The sequence below is a fragment of the Labrys sp. (in: a-proteobacteria) genome (assembly GCF_047605565.1).
In the GTDB taxonomy this organism is placed as follows: Bacteria; Pseudomonadota; Alphaproteobacteria; order Rhizobiales; family Labraceae; genus Labrys; species Labrys neptuniae.
The window spans coordinates 24,948-49,497 of the sequence record NZ_JASGFM010000018.1; the positions used below are offsets into that span (position 1 = coordinate 24,948).

Annotated in this window: 23 protein-coding genes and 1 riboswitch; of the genes, 12 read left to right on the forward strand and 11 right to left on the reverse strand. The window is 64.2% G+C overall.

All coding sequences use genetic code 11. From position 1 onward, the window contains the following. Window positions 1–124: 124 nt before the first annotated feature. The 4 genes from QM672_RS17030 (at window position 125) to QM672_RS17045 (ending at window position 3,236) form a co-directional block, all read left to right on the forward strand. The gene (locus QM672_RS17030) at window positions 125–997 is read left to right on the forward strand and encodes a transporter substrate-binding domain-containing protein (RefSeq protein ID WP_068296187.1); all 873 of its coding nucleotides are present in this window, start codon (window positions 125–127) and stop codon (window positions 995–997) included. A gap of 106 nt (window positions 998–1,103) precedes the next feature. Further along, window positions 1,104–1,772 carry an amino acid ABC transporter permease gene (locus tag QM672_RS17035; RefSeq protein ID WP_311934945.1) on the forward strand — a complete coding sequence of 223 codons (669 nt, stop codon included), beginning with the start codon at window positions 1,104–1,106 and terminating at the stop codon, window positions 1,770–1,772. A 4-nt stretch (window positions 1,773–1,776) separates the two neighbouring features. Next, complete coding sequence (locus QM672_RS17040; RefSeq protein ID WP_311934946.1) at window positions 1,777–2,412, forward strand: amino acid ABC transporter permease; 636 nt, start codon at window positions 1,777–1,779, stop codon at window positions 2,410–2,412. A 14-nt stretch (window positions 2,413–2,426) separates the two neighbouring features. Then, a complete protein-coding gene (locus tag QM672_RS17045; RefSeq protein WP_311934948.1) occupies window positions 2,427–3,236 on the forward strand; it encodes an amino acid ABC transporter ATP-binding protein in 810 nt (269 codons plus the stop codon). Here the strand turns inward: QM672_RS17045 and QM672_RS17050 are convergent. From QM672_RS17050 to QM672_RS17085, 8 genes are all read right to left on the reverse strand, one after another. Continuing rightward, a complete protein-coding gene (locus QM672_RS17050; protein ID WP_311934950.1) occupies window positions 3,220–4,101 on the reverse strand; it encodes an EamA family transporter in 882 nt (293 codons plus the stop codon). The two genes, QM672_RS17045 and QM672_RS17050, sit on opposite strands and share 17 nt — an antisense overlap. Before the next feature lie 265 nt (window positions 4,102–4,366). Further along, window positions 4,367–5,638, reverse strand: a complete 1,272-nt coding sequence (locus QM672_RS17055) for an allantoate amidohydrolase (protein ID WP_311934952.1) — start codon at window positions 5,636–5,638, stop codon at window positions 4,367–4,369. A gap of 428 nt (window positions 5,639–6,066) precedes the next feature. Further along, entirely contained in the window at window positions 6,067–7,146 is a 1,080-nt protein-coding gene (locus QM672_RS17060; RefSeq protein WP_311934958.1) for a BMP family ABC transporter substrate-binding protein, read from the reverse strand. Window positions 7,147–7,218: 72 nt separating this feature from the next. Then, window positions 7,219–8,154 carry an ABC transporter permease gene (locus QM672_RS17065; protein ID WP_394308515.1) on the reverse strand — a complete coding sequence of 312 codons (936 nt, stop codon included), beginning with the start codon at window positions 8,152–8,154 and terminating at the stop codon, window positions 7,219–7,221. Further along, window positions 8,154–9,224 (reverse strand): ABC transporter permease, encoded by a 1,071-nt coding sequence (locus tag QM672_RS17070; RefSeq protein WP_311934962.1) that lies wholly within the window; start codon window positions 9,222–9,224, stop codon window positions 8,154–8,156. The genes QM672_RS17065 and QM672_RS17070 overlap by 1 nt, the downstream gene beginning before the upstream one ends. Beyond that, on the reverse strand, window positions 9,214–10,734 hold the full coding sequence (locus QM672_RS17075) for an ABC transporter ATP-binding protein (RefSeq protein ID WP_415083978.1): 1,521 nt from the start codon (window positions 10,732–10,734) through the stop codon (window positions 9,214–9,216). Before QM672_RS17075 ends, QM672_RS17070 begins: the two co-directional genes overlap by 11 nt. A gap of 107 nt (window positions 10,735–10,841) precedes the next feature. Continuing rightward, a complete protein-coding gene (gene xdhC / locus QM672_RS17080; protein ID WP_415083980.1) occupies window positions 10,842–11,840 on the reverse strand; it encodes a xanthine dehydrogenase accessory protein XdhC in 999 nt (332 codons plus the stop codon). Between the two features lie 149 nt (window positions 11,841–11,989). After that, the gene (locus QM672_RS17085; RefSeq protein WP_311934968.1) at window positions 11,990–13,198 is read right to left on the reverse strand and encodes an O-succinylhomoserine sulfhydrylase; all 1,209 of its coding nucleotides are present in this window, start codon (window positions 13,196–13,198) and stop codon (window positions 11,990–11,992) included. 36 nt (window positions 13,199–13,234) lie between these two features. After that, a riboswitch (SAM riboswitch) is annotated at window positions 13,235–13,314 on the reverse strand. A gap of 91 nt (window positions 13,315–13,405) precedes the next feature. Here QM672_RS17085 and QM672_RS17090 point away from each other — a divergent pair. Both QM672_RS17090 and QM672_RS17095 read left to right on the forward strand, forming a co-directional pair. Next, complete coding sequence (locus QM672_RS17090) at window positions 13,406–14,524, forward strand: 2'-deoxycytidine 5'-triphosphate deaminase (protein WP_415083983.1); 1,119 nt, start codon at window positions 13,406–13,408, stop codon at window positions 14,522–14,524. Window positions 14,525–14,552: 28 nt separating this feature from the next. Continuing rightward, entirely contained in the window at window positions 14,553–14,921 is a 369-nt protein-coding gene (locus tag QM672_RS17095; protein ID WP_311934972.1) for a hypothetical protein, read from the forward strand. A 95-nt stretch (window positions 14,922–15,016) separates the two neighbouring features. Here QM672_RS17095 and QM672_RS17100 read toward each other — a convergent pair whose 3' ends face one another. Further along, window positions 15,017–16,354: an MFS transporter gene (locus tag QM672_RS17100; RefSeq protein ID WP_415083985.1), complete on the reverse strand. Its 1,338-nt coding sequence runs from the start codon at window positions 16,352–16,354 to the stop codon at window positions 15,017–15,019. A 140-nt stretch (window positions 16,355–16,494) separates the two neighbouring features. Then, window positions 16,495–17,034 carry a 2-oxo-4-hydroxy-4-carboxy-5-ureidoimidazoline decarboxylase gene (gene uraD / locus QM672_RS17105; protein WP_311934976.1) on the reverse strand — a complete coding sequence of 180 codons (540 nt, stop codon included), beginning with the start codon at window positions 17,032–17,034 and terminating at the stop codon, window positions 16,495–16,497. A 190-nt stretch (window positions 17,035–17,224) separates the two neighbouring features. Here uraD and QM672_RS17110 point away from each other — a divergent pair, with 190 nt between their 5' ends. Beyond that, the gene (locus QM672_RS17110) at window positions 17,225–18,175 is read left to right on the forward strand and encodes a LysR family transcriptional regulator (RefSeq protein WP_311934978.1); all 951 of its coding nucleotides are present in this window, start codon (window positions 17,225–17,227) and stop codon (window positions 18,173–18,175) included. A 1-nt stretch (window position 18,176) separates the two neighbouring features. Here the strand turns inward: QM672_RS17110 and QM672_RS17115 are convergent, their stop codons facing one another. Then, window positions 18,177–19,613, reverse strand: coding sequence for an MFS transporter (locus QM672_RS17115; RefSeq protein ID WP_415083988.1), 1,437 nt, complete (start codon window positions 19,611–19,613; stop codon window positions 18,177–18,179). A 78-nt stretch (window positions 19,614–19,691) separates the two neighbouring features. Here QM672_RS17115 and QM672_RS17120 point away from each other — a divergent pair, with 78 nt between their 5' ends. From QM672_RS17120 to QM672_RS17140, 5 genes are all read left to right on the forward strand, one after another. Further along, the gene (locus tag QM672_RS17120; RefSeq protein WP_415083990.1) at window positions 19,692–20,399 is read left to right on the forward strand and encodes an ArsR/SmtB family transcription factor; all 708 of its coding nucleotides are present in this window, start codon (window positions 19,692–19,694) and stop codon (window positions 20,397–20,399) included. 123 nt (window positions 20,400–20,522) lie between these two features. Next, window positions 20,523–21,266, forward strand: coding sequence for a FadR/GntR family transcriptional regulator (locus tag QM672_RS17125; RefSeq protein ID WP_415083992.1), 744 nt, complete (start codon window positions 20,523–20,525; stop codon window positions 21,264–21,266). A 22-nt stretch (window positions 21,267–21,288) separates the two neighbouring features. Further along, a complete protein-coding gene (locus QM672_RS17130; protein ID WP_311934986.1) occupies window positions 21,289–22,473 on the forward strand; it encodes an extracellular solute-binding protein in 1,185 nt (394 codons plus the stop codon). 130 nt (window positions 22,474–22,603) lie between these two features. Next, entirely contained in the window at window positions 22,604–23,665 is a 1,062-nt protein-coding gene (locus tag QM672_RS17135; RefSeq protein WP_415083995.1) for an ABC transporter ATP-binding protein, read from the forward strand. Continuing rightward, window positions 23,662–24,543: an ABC transporter permease gene (locus QM672_RS17140; RefSeq protein WP_415083997.1), complete on the forward strand. Its 882-nt coding sequence runs from the start codon at window positions 23,662–23,664 to the stop codon at window positions 24,541–24,543. Before QM672_RS17135 ends, QM672_RS17140 begins: the two co-directional genes overlap by 4 nt. The last annotated feature ends 7 nt before the right edge of the window (window positions 24,544–24,550 follow it).

Here is a 24,550-nt window from a genome sequence, read left to right on the forward strand (position 1 = left end):
CGGGGCGCCGTCCGCCGCGGGCCGACATCCATCTTGACACCCCCGGATACCGTTAATACCATAACTATGCCTAATATAACATAATAATGAAATACCACATCCAGACAACGGGGAGTACAGCACTATGGAAGACTTCGCCGAAACCAGACGGAATCTGGTCAAGGGCGGCCTGCTCGGCGGCCTGGCCCTGGCAAGCGTCGTAGGCTCCGCCCGGCAGGCAGCAGCGCAGGCCTCGTCCGACAGCCTGCTCCGCACCATACTCGATCGCGGCCACCTGATCGTCGGCACCGGCTCGACCAATGCCCCCTGGCATTTCGAAGACGAGAAGGGCGAGCTCACCGGCATGGACATCGCCATGGCGAAGATCCTCGCCAAGGGCCTGTTCGACGACGCCAGCAAGATCGAGTTCGTGCGGCAGGACGCGGCCCAGCGCGTTCCCAACATCAACACCGGCAAGGTCGACGTCGTCATCCAGTTCATGACGATTTCGCCCGCCCGGGCCCAGCTCGTCGCCTATTCGCGCCCCTATTATGTCGAAGGCGTCGCCTTGCTGACGCGGCCCGACAGCGACAAGAAGACCTTCGACGACCTCCTCAAGGCCGGATCCTCCGCGCGCATTTCCATCCTGCAGAACGTCGACGCCGAGGAGACGGTCAAGAAGGTGCTGCCCGAAGCGACGGTGATGCAGCTCGACAGCCAGCCCAACGTGGTGCTCGCCCTGGACTCCAAGCGCGTGGACGCCGCCGCCGTCGATCTTTCCAATGTCTGGTGGCTCGCCAAGCGCCATCCCGACAAATATTTCGACGCCGGCAAATCCTGGAACGCCATGCTGTATGGCGCCGCGGTGCGCCAGGGCGATCCGGACTGGCTGCATTTCGTCAACACGACCTTCGGCGTGGCGATCCATGGCCACCAGAACGAGATCTATGATGCGGCGCTGCGAGACTATTTCGGCCTGACGCCGCCGGCCCGCAAACCCGGCCTGCCGACCTTCTAGGCTCCGGCTCGCCCCGCAAATCCTCGACAGCATCGCCGGTGCACCTTGGTGCAGGTCCTGCCGGCGATGCCAGGGCTCGGTCGCGCACGATGGCTGGATCTCCGGCATGATGAACTATCATTTCAACTTCGCCATCGTCTGGCGCTATTCGGCCAAGCTCTTCGAAGGGCTGCTGCTGAGCGTCGAGCTCGCGGCCGCGACCATCGCGATCGGCATGCTGATCGGGCTGCTGCTCGCTCTGGTCCAGATCGACGGGCCGCGCTGGGCCCGTCCCCTGATCCGGGGCTATGTCGAATTCGTCCGCAACGTGCCGCTGCTGCTGCTGGTCTATCTGGTGTTTTACGGCATTCCCAGCGCCATCGACCTGCAATATGGGGCGACGACTTCCTTCGTCGCCACGCTCGCCGTCTATTCGGGTGCCTATCTCGTCGAGGTGCTACGGGCAGGCCTGGAAGCCGTACCGAAAGGGTTGATCGAGGCGGGCAAGAGTATCGGCCTGACGCCCTTCGGCGTGCTCTGGCATATTCGCCTGCCGACGGCGCTGCGCATCGCCCTGCCTTCGCTGTCGAACACCTATGTCTCGCTGTTCAAGGACACCTCGATCGCTTCCGCCATCGCCGTGCCCGAGCTCGCCTACGGCATGCGCTGGATCGAGACGCAGACCTTCCGCACCGTCGAAGTCTATCTGCTCGCAACGCCGATCTATCTGGTGACCAGCTACGCCATCCTGCTGCTGCTGAGGCTGGCCGAGCGGCGCTATGCCATCAGCCGGTGACGCCATGTCCATGATCTTCGAAACGCTTCCCTTCCTGCTCGGCGGCCTGTGGACCACACTCTTCGTCTCCATGGCCGTGGTCGTGATTTCACTGCTGATCGGCATCCCGCTCGGCTGTGCGCTGGTCTTCGGGCCCGCCTGGGCACGGCTGCCGATCCGGCTCTATGCCGATTTCGTCCGCGGCGTGCCGATCCTGGTCCTGCTCTATTTCATCTATTACGGCCTGCCGGCGCTGCGCATCAATCTGCCCAGCCTGCTGGCCGCGATCGTGGCCCTCACCGCCTTCAAATCGGCCCAGATCGTCGAGATCACGCGCGGCGCCTTCCAGGCCATTCCGAAGGGGCAGACCGAGGCCGCCCAGTCGATCGGGCTCGGTCTTTTCGATCGCTTCGTCTATGTCCTTGCGCCCCAAGCCGTCAGGCGCTTCCTGCCGCCCTTCATCAACAGCGTGGTCGATACGGTGAAGGGGTCCTCGCTCGTGTCCCTGCTCGGCATCGTCGACCTCCTGCTCTCGCTTCAGCAGGTGATCGGCCGCACACATGTCGCCCTGCCCCTCTATGTGCTCGGCGCCTTGATGTATTTCGCCATCAACTTCCCGCTCTCCGCCCTGAGCCGCCGGCTCGAAAAGCGCTTCGTCTGATCGGAAGAACCGCCATGTCCAACGCCGCCCCCCAGCCGGTGATCGAGATTGCCAATCTCACCAAGTCCTTCGGAGCCCTGCAGGTCCTGAAAGGCGTCGACCTGTCGGTCGAGAAGGGCCAGGTCATTGCCATTATCGGCCCGTCCGGCAGCGGCAAGACCACCCTGCTGCGCTGCATCAACTTCCTGGAGGAATATGACGGGGGTTCCGTCCGCATCGACGGGGTCGAGGTCGGCTTCAGCGAGGCGAACGGCAAGCGCCGGCGGCGCACCGAACGCGAACTCGCCCATATTCGCGTCGACGCCGCCATGGTTTTCCAGCAGTTTAACCTGTTTCCGCATCTGACGGCGGCCCAGAACATCATGCTGGGCCTGATCAAGTCGCGCGGCAAGAGCAAGGCCGAAGCCCGGAGCATTGCCGAGAGATGGCTGGCCCGCGTCGGCCTGTCGGCGAAGATCGATGCGATGCCGGGACAGCTATCGGGCGGCCAGCAGCAGCGCGTCGGCATTGCCCGGGCGGTAGCGATGGAACCCAAGGTGCTGCTGCTCGACGAGATCACCTCCGCCCTCGATCCCGAGCTCGTCGGCGAAGTCCTCGGCGTCGTGCGCGAGTTGGCGGCTGAGGGCCGCACCATGATCCTGGTGACCCATGAAATGGCCTTCGCGCGTGAAGTGGCCGACCGCGTTGTGTTTACAGACCAGGGCAAGATCATGATCGATGCACCGCCCGCGCTGGTGTTCGGCGAACAGCCCAACGAGCGACTGCGCGCCTTCCTCGCGCGCTTCGCCGGCCTGCAATTGCCGGCCCCTATTCCCGCGCGCTGATGACGGCGCCGGCACTGGCGATCATCACCAGCGCGATACCGCCGACCTGCTGCAGGCTGAGCGGTTCATTGAGGACGAGATAGCCGGCCAGTGCGCCGATGCCGGGCTCCGCGCTCATCAAGATGCCGAAGGTGGCCGAGGACAGGCGCCGCAGCGCCATCATTTCGAGAGCATAGGGCAAGAGCGGCGTCAGCACGGCCAGGCCTATCGTCTGCACCGCCAGGCCGCCGGGAAGCGCGAAGCCGGTTTCGTACAGGCCGAAAGGCGTCGATATCAACGCAGCCGCCGCGAAGGAGATCGCCAGCCCCTCCAGCCCCTTGAAGACCTTGCCGATGCGCTTGCTGAGAAGGATGTAGGCAGCCCAGCCGGTTCCCGCTGCAATCGCGAACAGGAAACCGAGCATATCGACGCTCCAGCCAGCCTGGTTTCGCACCAGCAGGAGCACGCCGGCAAAGGCCAGCACCAGCCAGATCAGGCGCCAGCTGCGGGCAAAGCCGAGAGCCGCGACACCCAGCGGCCCCAGGAACTCGATGGCAACCACCAGCCCCAGCGGCACGCGGGTGATCGCCACGAAGAAAAAGAGCGTCATCATGGCGATGGTTGCTCCCAGCGCCAGGGCGATCAGAATTTCGCGCCGATGATAGCGGCGGATGTCGGGGCGAACGATGACGCCCAGGATGATCGCGGCCCAGGCCAGCCGGCCCCAGGTGGTGGCGAAGGGGCCATATTCGGCCATGGTAGGGTGAGCCAGGGCTGCGCCGAGCTGCACCGAAACCATCGAACATGTGAGCATGAGCAGGGCCAGGCCCGTCTGCGACGTCGATGGGGCGGCCCCTGCTGCCGCGCTGCTTGAATTGTCCTGCAAAGTCCTCTCCCAGGGCTGTGCTTCTACACCATCGAAACGGCAAAACAGAGAGTGGCTGGACGATGATTGCAGGCCTTACCAAAAGCCGGCCGATCCATGTCCACAACCCTTCCGCCCTTCTCGCCCATATCGTCGAGCTTCGGAAAGATGGCATCATTCTATTCGGGCATGAGACCGGCATATATAGCCGATGTAAGGCAAAGAAAGCCGAATCTCTAATTTTGAAAGGGCATTTTGGCCTTTTCATATGACCCGGCAGTACCCCTCAATTCTTCGCCGACTCCTGCAGGGGGTCGAACTTCTCGATAAAATGGATCAGGGCCATCACGGCCAGTCCCATGTCGCGAATGGAGGTGAATTCTGCAGGATTGTGGCTGATGCCGCCGCGGCAGCGTACGAACAGCATGCCGATCGGACAGAGGGCGGCCAGCGACTGGGCGTCATGCCCGGCTCCCGACGGCAAATGAATTGCCTTGCCGCCCTGGGCAGCGATCGCTGCCGCAAATCCGGCCTGAAGCGCGGGATCGCAGGGCTCCGCCTTGGCCTCATAGGTCTGCTCGATCCAGGTCGAAACGCCGCGTCGCTCGGCGATGGCGAGAAACTCCGCGCGCAAGGCGCTCATCGCTTCCATACGCCTGGCATCACTCTGAGAGCGCAGATCGACCGTAAACACGATACGGGACGGAATGACGTTGGAAGCGCCGGGCGACAGGCTCAGCTTGCCGATGGTGCCAACCATGAAATCATCGGCATGGCTTCTGGCAAGGCGTTCGAGCGCAAGCGCCATTTCGGCGCAAGCCGAGAAAGCGTCCTGCCTCAGCGCCATGGGGACCGTACCGGCATGGCCGGCTTCGCCCACGACCGTCACCGAATAGCGTATCTGGCTGGCGATTGCCGTCACGACACCGAGCCCCTCGCCGGCCTCCTCCAACACCGGGCCCTGCTCGATATGAACCTCGACATAGGCCGCCGCCTCGCCGGGCTCATAGGCGGCGGAGGGAATGGCGTCCGGATCCTTGCCATAGAGCCGCAGGGCATCTGCCAGCTTGATGCCATCGCTGGATTCGATCTGCAGGACCGCCGGATCGAAGTGGCCTGCCACGGCTTCGGAGCCGAGCAACGTCGTCACGAAACGAGAGCCCTCCTCGTCGCCGAAGGCGAGGACGTCGATACCGAAGGGCATGGCGCCATGCTTGCGGATAATCTCGCGGGTTGCCAGGATACCGGCGATGACGCCGAATGTACCATCATAGGCGCCGGCATCGATCACCGTGTCGATATGCGAGCCGATCAGCAGCCGCTGCACGGCATTGCGCGTTCCCGATGACGGCGCCAGCCGGCCCCGAACCGTGCCGAGCGCATCCTCGCTGACCTCCAGTCCCGTTTCCGTCATCCAGCGAGCCACGAGGTCCGCCGCCTGGCGGTGCTCGGGAGTGAGGTAGAGACGCGTCAGGCGCCCATCCTCGGCACTGATCATCGCCAGGGTACGGATCATGCCTTCGGCCTCGCGGCCCAACGCCATCGCCCGTTCGATCATCGCATCTGCTCCCCTGTCTGCCGGAGGTTCAGGAGATAGGGGATGGCATCGAGCCTGGCACGGTCAAACGGCATGGGATGGGTCGGCCTCGTCAGCAGGGCATTCCGATAGGTCAGCTTGTGACTAACAGAAAAAGCCGCTCGGGTCCCACTGCGGTTCGCCGATGCAGGAACCGCTCAGATTTTTCATAGCCAGGCTCGCCCCGGCTATCCAGAAGCCGCCCCGACAACCGGCCGGGAAGCTGGGCTGCCGGGTCAAGCCCGGCAATGACAAAGATCATGCAAACTCGAAGACGCTTGAGTGAACCGCCTCGAAGACGCTTGAGTGAACCGCATTGCGCTCCGGGTTCCCTTTTTTGGGCGCGGGGACCCGACAGGTCATGGATCAATGCGCGCGCAAGCGTCGATGCCTGCGCACGCAATGGCCAATCAGTTCGGGAACTTGTCGTCGATGCCCTTGACGTACCAGTTCATGCCGAGGATCTGCGAGGCATCGAGCTTGTCGCCCCCCTTGCATTCCACCGTCTCGCCCTGCTGGTTCACCACCGGGCAAGTAAAGGGATGGATCTTGCCGGATTTGAGCCCAGCTTCGGTTTCTTCTGCGAGCTTCTTCACATCGTCGGGCATATTGGTGTAGGGCGCCATCTTGACCATGCCCTTGTCGAGGCCTTCCCAGGTGTCTTCCGACTTCCAGGTCCCGTCCAGCACCGCCTTGGTGCGCTCGATGTAATAGTCGTCCCAGTGATTGATGATGGCGGTGAGCTGGGTCTTCGGGCCGAAGGCGATCATGTCCGAGTCCTGGCCGAAGGAATTGATGCCCTTCTCGGCCGCGGCCTGAGTGGCGGCGGGACTGTCGGTATGGGTCGCCAGGATGTCGGCGCCCTGCGCGATCAATGCCTTGGAAGCATCCGCTTCCTTGCCGGGATCATACCAGCTCGAGGTCCAGACGATCTTGATCTTCATGTCCGGACGCACGGACTGGGCGCCGCGCATGAAGGAATTGATACCCGAGATCACTTCGGGAATCGGAAACGGCGCGACATAGCCGACGATGCCGCTCTTGGACATTTTGCCGGCGATCACGCCCTCGACATAACGCCCTTCATAGAAGCGCCCGGCATAGGTCGAGACATTCTCGGCCCGCTTGAAGCCGGTGGCATGCTCGAACTTTACGTCCGGAAAGTTCTTGGCGGCCTTGATGGTGGGGTCCATATAGCCGAAAGAGGTGGTGAAGATCAGCTTGTGGCCAGAGTCGGCGAGGTTCTCGATGGCGCGCTGGGCATCCGGCCCTTCCTGGACGCTCTCGACATAGGTGGTCTCGACCTTGTCGCCGAGGGCCTTCACCAGCGCCTTGCGCCCGACATCGTGCTGGTAGGACCAGCCGAAATCGCCAACTGGGCCGACATAGATGAAGCCCACCTTGAGCTTCTCCTCGGCACTGGCCGAGGTCGCCCCGGCACCGGCCATGAGGCCGCAAACGGCCAGGGCTGCCAATATCGTTTTTTTCATCGAGTTTCCCCTCATGGCGGGCCATACGGATCGAAACGCCGGGCCATGGCCCATGCCCGGCGGAAGTGGAAATCAGCGATCGGGCACGAAAGCGGTGCCCAGCGAACCCGGCGCCACGCCGCGACGCCCCTTGCCGGCCGAGATCATCACCAGCACGATCACCGTCGCAAGATAGGGCAAGCCCGTCCAGAATTGCGGCGGCCAGACCAGCCAGTGCGGCAGCGAGCCGCCCAGCGCCTGCATGTGCAGATTGCCGATCCAGATCGCCCCGAAGAAATAGGCACCCAGGAGCAGCCGCCAGGGGCGCCAGGACGCGAACACCACCAGCGCCAGGGCGATCCAGCCGCGGCCGGCCGTCATGCCCGTCCCCCAGAAAGGCGTGTCGGCCAAAGAGAGATAGGCGCCGCCCAGGCCGGCACAGGCCCCGCCGAACAGCACGGCCCCGAACCGGATGAGCCGGACAGGATAGCCCAGCGCATGGGCCGAGACGTGGTTCTCGCCGACGGCCCGCAGGATCAGGCCGCCGCGGCTGCGATAGAGGAACCACCAGACGGCGGCGACCAGCGCGATCGACAGGTAGACCAGGGCGTCCTGGCCGAACACGACAGGCCCGATCACCGGGATGTCGCTCAGGCCGGGTATGTCGAGCGAGGGGATCTTGGCGCGGTTGAGCCCGACGAAGCCGGTACCGAGGAGATCGGAGAGGCCCAGGCCGAGAATGGTCAAAGCGAGGCCCGAGGCGACCTGGTTGGCGGCGAGTCCCAGGGTCATGAAGGCGAAGAGCGCCGCAAAGACCATGCCGGCGATGATAGCCGCAAGAAAGCCGAGCGGGGCGCTGCCGGTCATGTAGGCAATGGCAAAGCCCGAGACCGTGCCCATGATCATCATGCCCTCGACGCCGAGATTGAGCACCCCGGAACGCTCCACCACCAGTTCGCCGATGCCGGCCAGCACGAACGGGGTCGAGGAGGTGATGATGGTGAGGATGATCGCTTCGGTGAGATTCATCAGGCTACCTTGACTGCGCCGCGCACGAAACGGATGCGGTAGAGGATGAGCGTGTCGCAGGCGAGCACGTAGAACAGCAGCAGGCCCTGGATCACGCTGGTGATGCCGATCGGCACCTTGAGTGCGATCTGGGCCGCCTCGCCGCCGAGATAGGACAGTGCCAGCAACAGGCCTGACAACAGGATGCCCACCGGATTAAGCCGGCCAAGAAAGGCGACGATGATGGCGCTAAAGCCGTAGCCGCTGGCGAAGGGAAGCTGCAGGAGGCCCATCGTCCCATCAGCCACGCTGATGCCGGCAAGGCCGGCAAGGCCGCCCGACACCGCAAAGACGAACAAAGTCATGCGCTTGGGCGAGAAGCCGGCGAACAGGGCGGCGCGCGGCGCCTGGCCGAGCAGGCGGATCTCGAAGCCTTTGAGGCCGCGCCACAACAGCACGGCGGCAGCCGCCACCACCACCAGCGCGAAGATGGAATCGAGATGGATCGGGCTGCGCCGGAACAGCGCCGGCAGCGTATTGTCGAAATTGGCCGTGAGCGGGAAGTTCAGGCCAGCGGGGTCGCGCCAGGGGCCGCGCACGCAATAATCGAGGATCTTGTCGGCGATATAGACCAGCATCAGGCTGGTCAGGATCTCGTTGGTGTTGAAGCGCGTCTTCAGCACCGCCGGGATCAGGGCCCACAGCGCACCACCGGCGATGCCGCCGACGAGGATGAGCGGCACCGCATAGAAGGGCGTCTGGCCCTGGAACAGCAGGGCGATGCCGCCGCCCACCGTGGCGCCAATAATGTACTGGCCTTCGGCGCCGATGTTCCAGTTGTTGGAGATGTAGCAGAGCGACAGGCCGACGGCGATCATCACCAGGGGCGTCGCGCGCACCACCAGTTCCTGAGCGGTGCGCAGGCCGGTCAGCGGCTTGATGAAATAGACATAGAGCGCCTCGCCGGGTGCCTTGCCATAGAGCGCGAAGATGATGGCCGCCGAAACCACCGTGAGCAGGATGGCAATGAGAGGCGAGACCAAGGCCATGCTTATGGAGCGCTCGGCCCGCTTTTCGAGTTCAATCCGCATGATCGGCGCCCCCCATCAGCAACCCGATCCTCTCCAGACTCATGGCCGATACGGGCTCCGGTGCGGACAGCCGGCCGTGATGGATCACCGCGATATGATCGGCCACCTCGAAGATCTCGTCGAGGTCCTGGCTGATCACCACCACCGCCGCACCGCGCCGCGACAGATCGATCAGGGCCTGTCGGATCAACGCGGCCGCACCGGCATCCACGCCCCAGGTCGGCTGGTTCACCACCAGCACGCCGGGTTCGCGCAGCATCTCGCGGCCGACCACGAATTTCTGCAGATTGCCGCCGGAGAGCGAGCCGGCCTCGGGGTCGGGCTTGCCCTTGCGCACGTCGAACGTGCCGGAGATCCTGGTTGCCTCGGCCGAGGCCTTGCGCATGTCGACCATGCCGTAAGACACCAGCCCACTGGCGGCATGGCCGGTCAGCAGCGCATTCTGGGAGAGGGTCATGCGCGGCGCCGCCGCATGGCCGAGCCGTTCTTCCGGCACGAAGGCGGCGCGCAAGCGCCGGCGCTCGGTGACGCCGAGCGCACCGACGGGCTTGCCGTCGACAGCCACCGCCTCGGGGGCCACCGTCCTCTCGCCGGAGATGGCCGCGAAGAGTTCGCTCTGGCCATTGCCTGCCACACCGGCAATGGCGAGAATCTCGCCGCCCCGGGCATTTAGCGTAATCTCCTTCAGCGTCGTGCCATGCAGGTCCTCGGCCTGAAGATTCAGCCCCTTCAGCGCCAGGCGCACGGGGCCGTTGCGGTTGGCCAGGCGGCCATGCTCGACCATGGCGACGTCGGCGCCCACCATCATGCGTGCCAGGCTGGCGGCGGTTTCCCTGCGCGGGTCGCAGGTCGCCACCAATTTGCCATGGCGCAGCACGGTCGCCGTCTGGCACAGGCGCTTCACCTCCTCCAGCCGGTGGGAAATGTAGAGCACCGCCCTCCCCTCGCCGGTGATGCGTTCGAGGGTGAGAAAGAGCTGGTCGGCCTCCTGCGGCGTCAGCACCGAGGTCGGCTCGTCGAGAATGAGCAGCTTGGGGTTCTGCATCAGGCAGCGCACGATCTCGATGCGCTGCCGCTCCCCCACCGAAAGCGTATGCACCGGCCGGCGCGGTTCGAGCGGCAGGCCATAGGCCGCCGATACCGCCGCGATGCCTTCCTCGACATCCCGCAATTTCGTGCCCGGGGGCTGGGCCAGGGCAACATTCTCGGCGACGCTGAGATTGTCGAACAGCGAGAAATGCTGAAACACCATGCCGATGCCCACGGCGCGAGCCGCCGCCGGGCGCGGCAACTGGATCGGCTGTCCCTGCCAGAAGAGCTGCCCCTCGTTGGGCTGGAGCAGGCCATAGAGAATCTTGACGAAGGTCGACTTGCCGGCGCCGTTCTCGCCCAGCAAAGCATGGATCTCATGCGGCATGATCTTCAGATCGATGCCGTCATTCGCTCTCAGCGCGCCGAAGATCTTGACGATACCCCTCGCTTCGATCAGGGGCGTGTGAGCGTCTGCCATTGCTGCCACATTCATGGACGTGCCCAATTCATAGGCGCAAATAAGGCAGATGCGAAGAGTTCAGGCATGGTAACGTAGCTTTTCCCCAACTCAGCGGCGTACCGGGACTAGCCGAGACGCCGATGGCCTTTCAGGACCGACATCCGGCTGCCGGCCTGACGGGGTAATTGCAAGATCTGGGCCACGACGGAAGCCGCTATCACCGCCGGCTCCTTGCCTTCGATGCCGGGTATTCCGAGCGGGCAGATCATGCCTTCGATCAGCCGTTCCGCCAGGCCCGCCTGCCGCAATTGCGAGACGAAGCGAGCCCGCTTGGTCTGTGAGCCGATCACGCCGACATAGGCGAAGCGATCCGCCGCCAGAGCCGACGAAACGATGGCAAGATCGAGCGCGTGGCTATGCGTCATCACCACGATACGCGCATGGTCAGGCGCACCGACCAGGATACGCTCGGGCTCGGCATCTCGGCGGAGCACGACATGCTGCGGCACATGGCTCGGGAAGGCGTCGGGCCGGGCATCGCACCAGACCACGTCGATCGGCAGAGGCGCCAGCGCCAGGATCAGAGCCCGGCCGACATGACCGGCGCCGAACAGATAGACAGACGGATTTGTGGGATCCAGCCTTTCGAGCAGGCGCCCGTCCGGCAGGAAGCGGCTGGCCGTTTCGGCGGGTAGCCCCTGTGCCTCGGCATCGCTGGCCCGGCGACGGATGAAGCCGCCTCGCTCATGCGGCATGCCGATGCTGATGGAGGTTCCGCCCGCCGGCGTCGCAAGCTCGTTCAGCCAGGCGAGATCGTCCCGCTCCAGACGCTCCAGCATCAGGCTGACCCGGCCGCCGCAGCATTGGCCGAGGTCCGGTCCCAGGGCCTTGTCCAGGGAGCGCATGCGGCGTCCCTCCCGAGCCGAAAGCAGCGCCTGCGCTTCGGCGAGCACCTGCCATTCCAGCGTGCCACCGCCGATCGTGCCGGAAAAGGCGCCGTCTGCCCGCACGGCCATACGCGTGCCTGCTTCGCGTGGGCTTGACCCGCGCACGTCCATGATGGTGACGAGCACGGCGCGCCCGTCCCGCTCGACCATGGCCTTCAGCGTCGCGAAGATCCCCATCGCTCTGCCCGCATGCATGCCGGTTTTGGCACAGGCATGATAACGCTTCGGGATGATCGCGCCAAAGCCCATTTGTGGGCTGGTCTTCAAGACCAGCCCCGGCTCCTCCGGGAGATACGGTACTTCCAGGCTGGTCTAAAGCCCCCCGATTACAGGGCCTTGTCGAGGGCCTGCGCAAAGTCGGCGATCAGGTCGTCGGCGCTCTCGATGCCGGCGGAGAAACGCAGCATGCCCTGGCGGATGCCCATGCCCAGGCGCGCATCTTCCTCGAAGCGCTGATGGGTGGTGGTCGAGGGATGGGTGATCAGGCTTTTGGTGTCGCCGAGATTGTTGGAAATGCGGGTGATCTTCAAGGCATTGGCGACCTTGAACGCCGCCGCCTTGCCGCCCTTCACCTCGAAGGTCACCAGCGTGCCGCCGGCCTTCATCTGGCGGCGCGCCAGTTCGGCCTGCGGATGGTCGTCGCGGAAGGGATAGATCACGCGCTCGACGGCCGCGTGGCCAGCGAGGGCATCGGCAACCTTGACCGCATTGGCGATCTGGCGCTCGACCCGCAGTTCCAGCGTCTCCAGGCCCTTGAGCATCACCCAGGCATTGAAGGGAGAGATCGAGGGGCCGGTCTGGCGCAGATAGGTATGGATGTGGTCGTTGATGAACTTTTCCGACGCCAGGATCACGCCAGCCAGACAGCGGCCCTGCCCGTCGATGTGCTTGGTGGCCGAATAGACCACGCAATCGGCGCCGAGCTTGAGCGGGCTCTGCAGCAGCGGCGTGGCGAACACATTGTCCACCACCAGCGTGGCACCGGCGCTCTTGGCGATCTTGGCGATGGCCTCGATGTCGAGGATCTCGAGTGTCGGATTGGTCGGGCTTTCCAGGAAGAACACCTTGGTTTCCGGCCGAACCGCCGCCTGCCACTGGGCCAGCTCGGTGCCATCGACCAGAGTCGAAGTCACGCCGAAGCGCGGCAACAATTCCTCGATGACATAGCGGCAGGAGCCGAACAGGGCCTTGGCGGCGACGACATGGTCGCCGGCCTTGAGCTGGCCGATCAGGGTCGCGGTGACGGCCGCCATGCCGGAGGCGGTGGCGCGGGCAGCTTCGGCTCCCTCCAGTTCCGCCATGCGCTGCTCGAACATCGCCACGGTGGGATTGGAGAAGCGGCTATAGATGAAGCCGGCATCCTCGCCCTTGAAACGGGCCTCCGCCTGCTCGGCGCTTTCGTAGACGAATCCCTGGGTGAGGAACAACGCCTCCGAGGTCTCGGCATATTGCGAGCGCAGCGTGCCGGCATGCACGAGCCGGGTGGCCGGCTGCAATTCCCGGGTGGAAGGTGCTGAAGTCAACGGTTTGGTCATCTGCGGCAATCCTGAACAGCCGCAAGTCGAGCGCCAGCGCTCTTTCCCACGGCCCTTTAGCGAGTTGTTTTACGTGGCTGCAAGCCGGCCGGCCCAAATCCACCACGACGAAGACTGTTGAGTAGCCCTACTCCCCGATGGCGTCAATGCATGGTTTCGTCTAGCAAGACCAAGATACGCCAAAACTGGCAGCAAAAAGCGAGAGCCATGCCGTCCTCGAACCTCCTGCACTCCCCAGGCCTTCTGCATAGCCATGGCATCCTGCCCTCACAGGCGATTGCCGGCCTGGTCGAGGCGGGCGCCGTCCGCATCGAGCAGCCCTTGGCCACGGACCAGATCCAGCCGGCCAGCCTCGACCTGCGCCTGGGCGCCAAGGCTTATCGCATGCGGGCAAGTTTCCTGCCCGGCCCGCGCAACACGGTCGCCGAGCGCATCGCCGACCTCGCTTTGCACGAGATCGACCTGACCAAGGGCGCCGTGCTGGAGACGGGCTGCGTCTACATCGTGCCGTTGCTCGAAAGCCTGAAGATGCCGGATGGCGTTCTCGCCTCCACCAATCCCAAGAGCTCGACCGGCCGCCTCGATGTCTTCACCCGCGTGATCACCGACCATGCCCGCGCCTTCGACCAGGTCGAGGCCGGTTATGACGGCCCGCTCTATGCCGAGATCGGCCCCCGCACCTTCCCGGTGCTGGTCAGGACGGGATCGCGCCTCAGCCAGATCCGTTTCCGCCGCGGCGAAGCCCGCATCGACGATGCCGCCTTGCGCGAATTGCAGCGCCGCATGGGCCTGGTCTCCTCGCCCGATCCGGACATTGCCGGCGGCGTCGCCGTCTCCGTCGACCTCACCGGCTTCGGCGACGGCATCATCGGCTATCGCGCCAAGCGCCATACCGCCGTGATCGATGTCGACAAGCGTGCGGCCTGCGATCTTCTCGATTTCTGGGAGCCGATCCCGCATCGCGGCAAGAACGACATGATCCTGGACCCGGATGAGTTCTACATCCTGGCCTCCAAGGAAGCCGTGCATGTGCCGCCCGAATTCGCCGCCGAAATGGTGCCGTTCGACCCGCTGGTGGGTGAGTTCCGGGTGCATTACGCCGGCTTCTTCGACCCCGGCTTCGGTTATTCGCCCGATGGCATGGAAGCGGCCCGGGCCGTGCTCGAAGTGCGCTCGCGTGAAGTCCCCTTCATCGTCGAGGACGGCCAGATCGTCGGGCGCCTGATCTATGAGCGCATGCTCGAGCGCCCGCAGATCCTCTACGGTGCCGGCCTCAACTCCAACTATCAGGGCCAGGCGCTGAAACTGTCGAAGCATTTCCGGTAAGTCGCGATGCCGGCGCAAGGGTGGTGCCATGAAGAACTCTGTCGTCGCGACCACCGCCGCACTTTGTCTCTTGCTGTTCCCGCTTGCGCAGGCGCGAGCGATGGAGTGCTTCGGAGGCTTCAGTTGCGAGGAAATCGGCGCTGCTGCCTTCTCCTTTCGGATCGTTCGGGATTGTCCCGCTCAATTTCAGATTCAGCCTGACAAAAGGGCCAAGTTCGAGCGGGCGATGGTTGCCCTGCGCAACCGCCCGCTCGCCAATGTCACGGGCAACGAGCAGTTCTCCTCGACCCCGCAGACTTATGGACCCGGTGTCTGCGAGGGCGCCGCGCGAAAGTTCAAGAGCGGCGCGGCGAAGGTCGAACTCCTTGCCGTGAGACCGCAAGCCAAGCGTAAGTGAAGGTCGGCATAGGCACCTGAGGCATCCGGCAAACAGCCAAGAAAAAAGGGCGGCTCGCCGGGCCGCCCTTCACGAGTTTCCGGCTCTGGGAGGACTCAGGCCGGTTTCGAGCGCCGTTCGAAGGGCGCAACGAATTTCACGATCAGCAGGAAGGTGGCCGCCTCGACCACTGCGACGATCCACAGGCCGTTCGATATGGCACCGGCATCCTTGAGATAGCCCATCAGATAGGGAGCGCCGAAGCCGGCGAGATTGGCCACCGAATTGATCAGGGCGATACCGACGGCAGCAGCCGAACCAGCCAGGAAGTGGTTGGGCATCTGCCAGAACACCGGGATCGCCGACATGGTGCCGACCACGGCCAACCCCAGGGCCAGCAAGGCGATCGGCGCGCTGCCGGGCACCACGAAGCCGAGGACGGTGAGCCCGATCGCGCCGGCCAGAGCCGCCAGGCCGCAATGGTAGCGCACTTCATTGGCACGGTCGGAATGGATGCCGTTGGAGATCATGCCGGCGGCGCCGCAGGCATAGATCGCCGCCATGATCCAGCCCACCGTGGCCGGATTTGTAAAGCCGACTTCCCGCACGATGGTGGGGCCGAAGAAGGTCAGCGCGGAATTGGCCATGATGATGCAGAAGAAGATGGCAATGAACTTCCACACGATCGGGTTCTTCAGCGACTGCAATACGCCGTGCTCGCGATGACCGAGCGTCTGGCGGTCACGCTCGAGATCGCCGATCAGCAGCTGGCGCTCGTCGGCGCTCAGCCAATGGGCATGCTCGGGCTTGTCGGTCAGATAATAGAGGGTCGCCAAGCCGGCCAGGATGGACGGAATGCCTTCCAGCAGGAACACCCACTGCCAGCCTGCCCAGCCGTTCACGCCGCCGAGCTGGGTCATGATGGTGCCAGCCACCGGACCGCCCAGGACACCGGCCAGGGCGGAGGCCGACATGAACAAGCCGAAGACCTTGGCGCGGCGCAGCGACGGGAACCAATAAGTGAGATAGAGGATGACGCCGGGGTAGAAGCCGGCCTCGAACACGCCGAGCAGGAAGCGCAGGCTATAGAACTGCCAGGGCTTGGTGACGAACATCATCAAGACGCAGATGATGCCCCAGCCGATGGTGATGCGAGCCAGCGTCCGCTTGGCGCCGATCCGCTCGAGCAGCATGTTGCTCGGCACTTCGAAGAAGAAATAGCCGAGGAAGAACACACCAGCGCCGAGGCCATAGACCGTCTCGCTGAACTGCAGGTCCTGGAGCATGGTCAGCTTGGCAAAGCCGACATTGACGCGGTCGATCCACGCCAGCACCCACAGGAACATCAGGAAGGGAAGCAGGCGCCAGATCACCTTCTTGTAGAGCGCCTCCACCTGCGGAGAGGTAGCTTCCGTGATCGCGCCTCCCGGCTCGATCATCGCATTCGCGGTCATGGTTTTCTCCCAGATATCTTATTGATTGACCGGCTTTGCGACGGCGATCTTCGATCCGCCGCCACCGATATTCAACGCACCACCTCGAAGCCGGCAGCAGCACGCCCGTCGGGCCCGTCCAAGGACGGCACCTTTCGTCGTCAGGCGGCGGGCGCTACGGCCTGCATGGCTTCGCGATGGAACAAGGCATCCAGCCGATAGCGGCTGATGAAGCCGATCTGCCGCAGCGCCTCGCGCCGCTCGTCGTCGCTGCGGCGCGCGATGCGATGGCGGAACTCGGCAAAAATCCCGACTTTGGTGTAGTGCCGCACGCAGACGATGAACGGGAAGCCATGGCGAGCGCGATATTTGCGATTCAACTCGTCCATCTCGGTGACTTCCGAAGCACTGAGCCGGTCGAGCCCTGCCGTTCCCTGCTCCTCCACCGATTCCGCCGTCATCGTGCCCTGCTTGGCCTCGCGACCGGCGAGATCGGGATGCGCGTTGAGGAAGGCTGCGATGCTGGCCTCGTCCTGGCCGAGCACAACCGCCATCATCGCAGCATGCAGGTTCTCGATGGTGTCGAACGGCCTGCGCGACCACACGGCTTCAGCCACCCAGCGGGAATTCTCGAAAACCGGTCCCAGCCGGGTGGTGAACGCCTCGCGGCTCGCCGCATTCAGGCTCATCAGATCGATCAAGGCGCCGCTCCACGGGATTTATCGTTGTTCTTTGGCGGGATTTCCGAATTCCCATGAGAAAAAGCATGCGCCTTGACAGATATTAGGTCAATTTGATGAGATGAATGATCAATATTAGAAAAATCGAATAATAGTAGGCCGACATCGACGAGGCGAACCCGGGATGCCAACCCTGAACGGCGAACGATGAATGAAAAAAGATGCGTTGGTTGATCTCAGCCTGCTTCGCGTCTTCTGCATCCTGATGAGCGAACGCAGTGTATCGCGTACCGCCGTGCGCCTGGAGATGTCGCAACCCGCGGTCAGCCTCGTCCTGGGCCGGCTGCGCGAGCATTTCGGCGACCAATTGCTCATGCGCGGACGCGGCGGAATGGTGCCGACCGACCGTGCCCTGACGATCCTGCCCCGTATCCAGGCGCTGCTGATGGACGCCGAAGCCCTTGCGGAGGATACCGCGCCTTTCGACATATCGGCGAGCAATCACAGCTTTACCATTGCATCCCCCGATTACCTCGCTCCCATCTTTCTGGGGGATGTCATCGCAGCCGCCCGGCGCGAGGCGCCGAATGTGCGGCTCGTCATCCGGGCGCTGGGCCCCGATTTCGACTTCGAGAGCGCCCTGGCCAAGGGAGAGATCGACACGGTGATCGGCAACTGGCCGTCACCGCCGAACTATCTGCGCCGATCCGTCCTGCTCGAGGACGAGGTCGTCTGCGTCATGGGCGCCCAGCACCGGCTGGCCCATGGCCCGATCACCCAGGCCGACTATCTTGCCGCGGCCCATATCGTGCCGGTGTCCTATTCGGTCGCCCATCGCGGTCTGGTCGAAACTCATCTGAGTCGCCTGCGCCTCGTTCGCGAGCGAACCGTGGCCCTGTCCTATTTCGGCATGGCACCTTATCTGCTGCTTGAATCCGATCTCATCTTCACGACGAGCCGCCATTTCGCGCGTTATTTCTCGGCATTCCTTCCCCTGGCGATCCGCAACTCACCGATCCGCTTTCCGGCGATGACCTTCTATCAATTGTGGCATGAGCGGTCGCATCACGCTCCGGCCCATCGCTGGCTGCGCGACCTCATGGCCCGCTCGCGCAGCAGCATCGACGCCACCCGCCCCACCAGGTCGGAGCCGCAGGCCTAGGTTATGCCCGTCGGCCGGCGGGTTTACGCAAGGCAGCCGCTCGCCAAGCCGACGCAGCGGCGAAAATCTGCACCAGCCCGCCCATGGTCATGGCGCCGGCCAATCCGGCCGCCCCACCGCCGAGAACGGCATAGAGCGAGCCGAGGACGGCAACGCCGACCGTCGCCCCCACCATGCGCGCCACGTTGATGATCGCCGAAGCCGTGCCGGCCCGCGCCGATGCGACCGCGCCCACCGCCTCCCCCATCAGGGGCCCGGTCGCCATCCCCATGCCGAGGCCGGTGAAGGCCAGACCAATTTCGGCCGGCAGGATCGAGACATGATGGGCGCCTGCCGCGATCGACAACAGGCCGCAACCGATGATGGCCACTCCGCCGCCGGTCATCATGCGCATACCGATCCTTCGGCCCAGAAAGCCGGAGAAGGGCGAAACCAGGACGAACACCGCGGCCATCGGCATCAAAGCAAGGCCCGCCATCGCCGGGCTGAGCCGTCCAGCTTCTTGCCAGAACAGCGGCAGCAGGAAGAGGGTGCCATACATGCCGAAGGTCATGCCGGCAGTTGCCGTAACGGTACCACGAAAGATTGTGTTTTCGAAAATATCAAGTGGAACCATCGCCCTATGGCCATGTCTTCGCTCGATTGTTATAAAAGAAAACAGGGAAACCATGGCGAGAAAGGCGGCTATCAGGGCGACTGGTGGCGTCTCGCGCATTGCGATGGCAGCGAAGGCAAAACCGCCGAGGGCCGCCGCACCGAAAGCCTGTGCACCCCCGTCGAAATGCCGCTCCTGCGGATCAGCTGATTCAGGGATGACCAGGGCGGCAAGGACCAGGGCGGCCAGGCCGATCGGCACGACGACAAGGAAGATGCTTGGCCAGCCGAAGGCATGCAGCAGGGCGCCGCCAAGGGTCGGGCCGATCGCCATCGCGACACCGTTGCAGGCTGCCCAGATCCCCAAGGCCCGTCCCCGCTCGGCCTGATCGGGCCACATGACGCGCAGGATCGCCAATGACGACGGCATCAGCAGCGCCGCCCCGAGGCCGGCTGTCGCCCGCGCCGCAATCAGCACGCCGATCGTGGGGGAGAAAGCGCATAGAAGCGATGCTGCGGTGAAAATTGCGGCACCGGCCATGAAGATCAGGCGGCGCCCCTTGAGATCGGCCAGCAAACCACCCGTCAGCAGCATGACCGCATAAACCAGATTATAGCCGTCCACGACCCATTGCAGCGCGTCGAGTCCGGATGAAAAGGCTTGCCCGATCCGGCGGACTGCAAGGTTCACGACAGCCGTATCCACCTGGGCAATCAGCACGGCCAAGCACAATGTCACCAGAGCCAGGTTCCGATGGCGCAGGCGCAAGTGCGATGGGTTCGACGCGTGCATGCATTCCATGCCGGGCAATCTCCATAGGCTGGAGGCCCTTCTTACCGCCATGTTTGCATCGAATGCTTCGGCCGGTATCGAAGCATGCCATATCGGATTGGTGCATAGTCACTCCAGAATGAGGACGCCATGCCTGAGATCCCCGATTTTGCCGCCACCGCCTCGCTGATCGCCGATCCCGCCCGTGCGCTGATGCTGACCGCCCTGCTCGATGGCCGTGCCCTGCCGGCTGGCGAACTGGCCTATGCCGCCCGCATCGCGCCGCAGACGGCGAGTTCCCATCTGGCCAAGCTGCTTGCCGGTGGCCTCCTCGCCGTCGAGACGGAAGGGCGCCATCGCTATTATCGTCTGGCGGGTGGCGACGTCGCCGAGGCACTGGAACACCTTTCCGTGCTCGGACCGGAGCAGCCAATCCGCCGCAAGGCGATGAGTGGCAAAGCGCGCGAATTGCGGCATTGCCGGTGTTGCTACGATCATCTGGCAGGACAGGTTGGTGTGGCAGTAACCCAGGGCCTGGTCGAGCACGGCTATCTCGTTCCGGCCGCCGACAAGCAGTTTCGCATCACGGCCAGCGGCAACGCCTGGTTCGGTTCGATCGGCCTCGATGTCGCAACGCTGAAACCCACCGCACGGGGACTCGCGCGCCAATGTCTCGATTGGACCGAGCGCAGCCATCACCTTGCCGGCCCCCTCGGCGTCCATCTGCTGAGCACGATGTGCAAGCTGGGATGGCTGCGCCGCAGCAGGGAATCGCGGGCGGTGCAGGTCACGCCCAGAGGCTGGATCGAGCTCAGGCGACAGCTCGGCATCGATCCCGTGTCGAGCCTGGCAGCGTAGGGCTTCCTGTCACGGAACATGGATGCCTGTCTTTGGGCCATGTGGTCAGGCCACCTAGCCACTTGAATGTTGAGCTGCCGGTGATAGGTTCGAAGCGAACAGAATGACCGGCGAGGCAAGACCATGCCGTTTCAGGCCGTGGCGTCGCAGAGACTGTTTCAACAGGTTGCCGAGCAGGTCGTCGGGCTCATCCGCTCGGGCGAATTGCCGCCGGGCACGCGCCTTCCTGCCGAGCGGGACCTCGCCCGCAAGCTGGGTGTCAGCCGGCCCGTGGTGCGCGAAGCGATGATCGCGCTGGAGATTTCCGGCTTCGTCGAGGTGAAGACGGGTACGGGCAGCTATGTCTCCGACGGGTCGCCGCGCGCCGGCGAACTCGGCGATGCCGGCCCAAGCGCCTTCGATCTGCTCGCGGCGCGCCGTATCATCGAGGGCGAGATTGCAGCCACCGCCGCCGAGATGGCCAGGCCGGCGGATATCGAGCGTCTCGACCAGGCCCTAGCCTGGTACCGGCAGGAATCCCTGAAGGGCGAAGACTCTTTCGAAGCCGATCGCGCCTTCCATCTGGGCATTGCCGAAGCCACGGGCAATCCGGTTCTCACCCGGACGATGGAACTCCTGTGGGGCGACATGCGCGGGCGCATTTTCGACCGGCTGGGCGAATTGACCAAGAACTCCACCAAGCTGCGGACCAACATGGCCGATCACCAGGCCATTCGCGACGCCATCACCGCGGGTGATGGTCCCGGCGCGCGCCAGGCCATGCAGGCCCATATCGCCAATGTCGAAACCTATTTCCTGATGGATGCCGCGGAAGACGGCACGACGACACACACGAGGAACGCCACTGGCGGCACGACCCGCCGCTGAAAATCAAGAATGGGAGGATGTCATGACTGCTCGGATAACCCGCCGCCAGGCACTCGGCGCCGGTATCGGCTTTGCGGCCCTCGGCATTGCCGGCGCCAAGGCGGAAACCCCGGCCCTGCCGAAATCGCCCGTCACGCTCAACGTTGTCGATGTCGCCGGCAATCTCGCCCTCACCCAGAAGGCCATCCAGAACTACGCCAAGGCCAAGCCGGAACTGGTGTCGAAGATCAGCTTCACCAAGGCTCCGGCACCGGATCTTCCTGGCAAGCTCAAGGCCCAGCAGGATGCCGGCCGGGTCGACATCGATCTCGTCCTCACCGGCACGGACGCGCTGTCCGCCGGCCTTGACCAGAAGATCTGGGTGCCGCTCCTGCCGGATCTCGCTTCGGCGCTGCCCAAGCTCGATGACGTCCTGCTCGCCCCGGCCGCCCGCATGCAGGGGCTGGCCAACGGGGCCGGCGTCGTGGTCTCCTACTATCCATCCGGCCCGCTGCTCGAATATGCACCCGAGCGCGTCTCGCAGCCGCCGAACACGGCGGAGGAATTGCTGGCCTATGCCAAGGTCAACCCGAACCGCTTCATCTATGCCCGCCCCGCCAATTCCGGGCCGGGGCGCACCTTCCTGATGGGCCTGCCTTACATCCTCGGCGACAAGGATCCGAAGGATCCCGTCAATGGCTGGGAGAAGACCTGGGCCTATCTGAAGGAATTGGGGGAGGCCATCGAATATTATCCCACCGGCACGGGCGCGACCATGAAGGAGTTCGGCGAGGGCTCACGCGACATGACGGTGTCTACCACCGGTTGGGACATCAATCCGCGTGTGCTCGGCGTGGTGCCCAAGAGTGCCGCGATCTCGACCCTGAAGGGCTTCCACTGGGTCACCGATGCACATTATGCCTGCATTCCCACGGGCCTCGCTCCGGAAAAGGTTGCAGTGCTGCTCGACCTCATCAGTTTCATGCTGAAGCCGGAGCAGCAGGCCTACACCTATGACGAGGGCTATTTCTATCCGGGGCCGGCCGTGAAGAACGTCACGCTGTCCATGGCACCCGAGGAGAGCCAGGCTGCCATCGCCGAGTTCGGCAGGCCGGAATATGAAAAGCTGATTACCGATATTCCCACCGAACTCCCGCTGGATCCCGCCAAGATGGTGGTGGCGTTCAACATGTGGGACAAGCAGATCGGTGCTGCCAAAACCAAGTGAAATCCGGACCAAGTGAGATTCGAGCCGAGAAGGACTCGGCTTCGCTCTTTGCGGGGAAGGTCTACGATCCTCATCGAGGACCTGGCCTGGCCTCCCCGCTTTCACCCCACTCGGTACAGCGGCAGGTTCGATGTCAGCCCTGAGCAATTTCAGCCATTTGAAACTCGACAAGGTCGGGCGTGACTTCGGCGCCATGAACGCCTTGAAGGACCTGTCCTTTACGGTTCAACGCGGCGAATTCATCGCCCTGCTCGGCCCTTCGGGCTGCGGCAAGTCGACCGCGCTCAACTGCATCGCCGGCCTGCTCCCGACCACGCGCGGCTCGATCTGGCTCGACGACAGGCGCATCGATACGCTCGGTCCGGAAGATCGCGGCTTCGGCATGGTGTTCCAGAACTACGCTTTGTTTCCGCATATGAGCGTCAGGGAGAATGTCGGCTTCGGCCTGCGCATGCGCGGCGTGCCGCGCGGGCCGGCCTCGGCGCGCATCGGCGAGGCGCTGGCAACGGTCAGGCTCACCGACCAGGCCACCAAGCTGCCAGGCCAGTTGTCGGGCGGGCAGCAGCAGCGCGTTGCCATCGCCCGCGCCATTGCGGTCGAACCGCCCCTCGTGCTGATGGACGAGCCGCTTTCCAATCTCGACGCCAAGCTCCGGCTTGAAATGCGCCAGGAAATCCGCCGCATCCATGCCGGCCTCGGTTCGATCACCCTCTATGTCACCCACGACCAGGACGAGGCGCTTTCGCTGGCCGACCGCATCATCGTGCTGCGCGACGGCGAGATCCGCCAGATCGGCACGCCGGAGGATCTCTACCAACGACCGGCGACGCTGGATGTCGCGGAGTTCATGGGGTTCCGCAACCGCCTGCCGGGTTCGATCGTCTCGTCCTCCCCTGACGAGGTGACGCTGGAGATCGTCGGCGAGCGGATCGAGGGTGTCGCCCGCGAAGAGCTGGCCGGACCGAGCGCGGTCGCGGCCATTCGCCCGGACGATCTGATTGCCGGCGAACAGGGGATCCCCGCCCTGGTGGAGATCTGCGAATATCGTGGCCACGCCTTCTTCGGGGCGGCCAGGGGACCGGCCGGAAACGAGCTCTTCTTCAGGGCGCGTCAGCGCATGCGGCCGGGCGAGCAGGTTCATCTGAAGGCCGATCCATCACGCGTGCTGGTCTTCAACGAGGCGGCGCGATGAGCGCCCTGCCTGCCCCCAACCTGAAGGCACGCCTCGCCGCACGCGGCATCGACGGCGTGACGCTGCTCGCCCTGCCGGCCGTGCTGTTCCTGCTGGCCCTGTTCATCTATCCCTTCTTCTATGGGCTGTGGCTGTCGTTCCAGCCCAAGGATGGCTCGACCTTCGGCAATTACATTACCTTCTTCAGCGATCCCGCGCTCTACGGTACCATCGCCACTACCCTGTGGATCGCGGTACCGGCCACTCTGTTCAACCTGCTTGCCGCCATACCGGTGGCCTTCCGGGTCCGCCTGCTCGACAATCAGCGCCTGCTCACCACCATCCTGGTGCTGCCGATCACACTCGGCACGGTGCTGGTGGCCGAGGGGCTGCTCAACTATCTCGGGCCGCAGGGCTGGTTCAACCGGGCCCTCATCCTGGTGGGTATTGGCCCGGTCAAGCTGGTTCACAATTACTGGGGCGTGTTCCTGTCGCTGGTGATCACCGGCTTTCCGTTCACCTTCCTGCTGACGCTCTCCTATGTCACCGGCATCGACCCGGCCCTGGAGAATGCGGCGGCAACGCTGGGCGCCAGGCCGGCCGCGCGCTTTCGCCATATCTTCCTGCCGCTGTTGCTGCCAGGCCTCGCCGTGACCTTCTGCCTGAGCTTCGTGCAGGCCTTCTCGGTCTATCCCTCGGCCGTGATGCTCGGTGCCCCGGCAGGGCCGACCCGGGTCATCACCATTCCGGCCTATCAGGCCGCCACCGAGCTCTACGACTATTCGATGGCCTCGGCGATCGCCATGATCATGGGTGCGATCCTGCTGGTCGTCATCGCCATCGTGCTCGGCCTTCGCTCCCTGGCCTATCGCGGGCCCGCCGACGGCGGCAAAGGCTAGGAGACAG